Origin of the sequence: Rhodococcus olei (assembly GCF_039540555.1) — a bacterium.
Lineage (GTDB): Bacteria > Actinomycetota > Actinomycetes > Mycobacteriales > Mycobacteriaceae > Rhodococcus_G > Rhodococcus_G olei.
In genome coordinates this window covers 1-3,098 of sequence record NZ_BAABFB010000110.1, presented here as the reverse complement: position 1 = coordinate 3,098, position 3,098 = coordinate 1, and the positions used below count along the sequence as shown (strand labels likewise).

The window sequence follows — 3,098 nt, the reverse complement described above, 5'->3', positions numbered from 1 at the left end:
TCCTCGGCCTATTAGTACCAGTCACCTGCACACGTTACCGTGCTTCCAGTTCTGGCCTATCAACCCGGTGGTCTGCCGGGGGCCTTACCCCCTCGAGGGGGTGAGAAACCTCATCTTGGAACAGGCTTCCCGCTTAGATGCTTTCAGCGGTTATCCCTTCCGAACGTAGCTAACCAGCAGTGCCCTTGGCAGGACAACTGGCACACCAGAGGTTCGTCCGTCCCGGTCCTCTCGTACTAGGGACAGCCTTCCTCAAGTTTCTAACGCGCGCGGCGGATAGAGACCGAACTGTCTCACGACGTTCTAAACCCAGCTCGCGTGCCGCTTTAATGGGCGAACAGCCCAACCCTTGGGACCTACTCCAGCCCCAGGATGCGACGAGCCGACATCGAGGTGCCAAACCATCCCGTCGATATGGACTCTTGGGGAAGATCAGCCTGTTATCCCCGGGGTACCTTTTATCCGTTGAGCGACACCGCTTCCACATGCCGGTGCCGGATCACTAGTCCCGACTTTCGTCCCTGCTCGACCTGTCAGTCTCACAGTCAAGCTCCCTTGTGCACTTGCACTCGACACCTGATTGCCAACCAGGCTGAGGGAACCTTTGGGCGCCTCCGTTACATTTTGGGAGGCAACCGCCCCAGTTAAACTACCCACCAGGCACTGTCCCTGAACCAGATCATGGTCCGAGGTTAGATGTCCAATACGATCAGAGTGGTATTTCAACAACGACTCCACGAACACTGGCGTGCCCGCTTCACAGTCTCCCACCTATCCTACACAAACCGAACCGAACACCAATACCAAGCTATAGTGAAGGTCCCGGGGTCTTTTCGTCCTGCCGCGCGTAACGAGCATCTTTACTCGTAATGCAATTTCGCCGAGTCTATGGTTGAGACAGCTGAGAAGTCGTTACGCCATTCGTGCAGGTCGGAACTTACCCGACAAGGAATTTCGCTACCTTAGGATGGTTATAGTTACCACCGCCGTTTACTGGGGCTTAAATTCTCAGCTTCGCCACCGAAGTGGCTGACCGGTCCTCTTAACCTTCCAGCACCGGGCAGGCGTCAGTCCGTATACATCGTCTTACGACTTCGCACGGACCTGTGTTTTTAGTAAACAGTCGCTTCTCACTGGTCTCTGCGACCCCCACCAGCTCACCAAGCACGTTGGATCACCAGCAGAGGTCCCCCTTCTCCCGAAGTTACGGGGGCATTTTGCCGAGTTCCTTAACCATAGTTATCTCGATCGCCTTGGTATTCTCTACCTGACCACCTGTGTCGGTTTGGGGTACGGGCCGTGTGAAAACTCGCTAGAGGCTTTTCTCGGCAGCATAGGATCACTGAATTCGCCTCATTCGGCTACGCATCACGTCTCAGGATATGTGCGGCACGGATTTGCCTATGCCACTCCCTACACGCTTACACCAGTATTACCACTGACTGGCCCAGCTACCTTCCTGCGTCACCCCATCGCTTGGCTACTACCAGATCGGATCACGCGCATCCACCCACCACACACCCGAAGGCGCACAGCCGGCTTCAGGGCGCTTAGCATCACTGATTCACCATTGACGCGTTCACACGGGTACGGGAATATCAACCCGTTGTCCATCGGCTACGCCTGTCGGCCTCGTCTTAGGTCCCGACTCACCCTGGGCGGATTAACCTGGCCCAGGAACCCTTGGTCATTCGGCGGACAAGTTTCTCACTTGTCTTTCGCTACTCATGCCTGCATTCTCACTCGTGCAGCCTCCACGGCTGGATCACTCCGCCGCTTCCACGGCTGCACGACGCTCCCCTACCCATCCACACACCTGGCCCCACCCCCGTAGAGGTAAGGCGGGCTCGTGTGAATGCCGCGGCTTCGGTGGTGTACTTGAGCCCCGCTACATTGTCGGCGCAGGATCACTTGACCAGTGAGCTATTACGCACTCTTTCAAGGGTGGCTGCTTCTAAGCCAACCTCCTGGTTGTCTTCGCGACCCCACATCCTTTTCCACTTAGTACACGCTTAGGGACCTTAGCCGGCGATCTGGGCTGTTTCCCTCTCGACTACGAAGCTTATCCCCCGCAGTCTCACTGCCGCGCTCTCACTCACCGGCATTCGGAGTTTGGCTGATTTCGGTAAGCTTGTGGGCCCCCTAGACCATCCAGTAGCTCTACCTCCGGCGAGAAACACGCGACGCTGCACCTAAATGCATTTCGGGGAGAACCAGCTATCACGGAGTTTGATTGGCCTTTCACCCCTACCCACAGCTCATCCCCTCAGTTTTCAACCTAAGTGGGTTCGGGCCTCCACGACGTCTTACCGTCGCTTCACCCTGGCCATGGGTAGATCACTCCGCTTCGGGTCTAGAACATGCCACTACGTCGCCCTATTCGGACTCGCTTTCGCTACGACTACCCCACACGGGTTAACCTCGCGACATGCCACTAACTCGCAGGCTCATTCTTCAAAAGGCACGCCATCACCCACCCACCGAAGTGGCACAGGCTCTGACGGATTGTAAGCGCACGGTTTCAGGTACTATTTCACTCCCCTCCCGGGGTACTTTTCACCTTTCCCTCACGGTACTAGTCCGCTATCGGTCACCAGGGAGTATTCAGGCTTATCGGGTGGTCCCGACAGATTCACAGCAGATTTCACGGGCCCGCTGCTACTTGGGCATCACCTACGACAGTCAACGCGTTTTCGTCTACGGGACTCTCACCCTCTACGACAGGCCGTTCCAGACCACTTCGACTAACACGATGATTTCTTACTGTCGGCCAGCTCGGCAGAACTGACAAAGATGACCCCACAACCCCACGAGTGCAACGCCTGCCGGCTATCACACACCCGCGGTTTGGCCTCCTCCGCTTTCGCTCGCCACTACTCACGGAATCACGGTTGTTTTCTCTTCCTGTGGGTACTGAGATGTTTCACTTCCCCACGTTCCCTCCACACACCCTATATATTCAGGTGCGGGTAACACGACATCACTCGTGCTGGGTTTCCCCATTCGGAAATCCTCGGATCTCAGCTCGGTTGACAGCTCCCCGAGGCTTATCGCAGCCTCCTACGTCCTTCATCGGCTCCTGGTGCCAAGGCATCCAC

Annotated in this window: 1 rRNA gene; it reads right to left on the bottom strand. The window is 56.5% G+C overall.

Going from position 1 to position 3,098, the window contains the following annotated elements:
* Window positions 1–3 precede the first annotated feature (3 nt).
* Window positions 4–3,098: ribosomal RNA gene (locus ABD951_RS28540) — 23S ribosomal RNA — on the bottom strand; the annotation flags it as partial.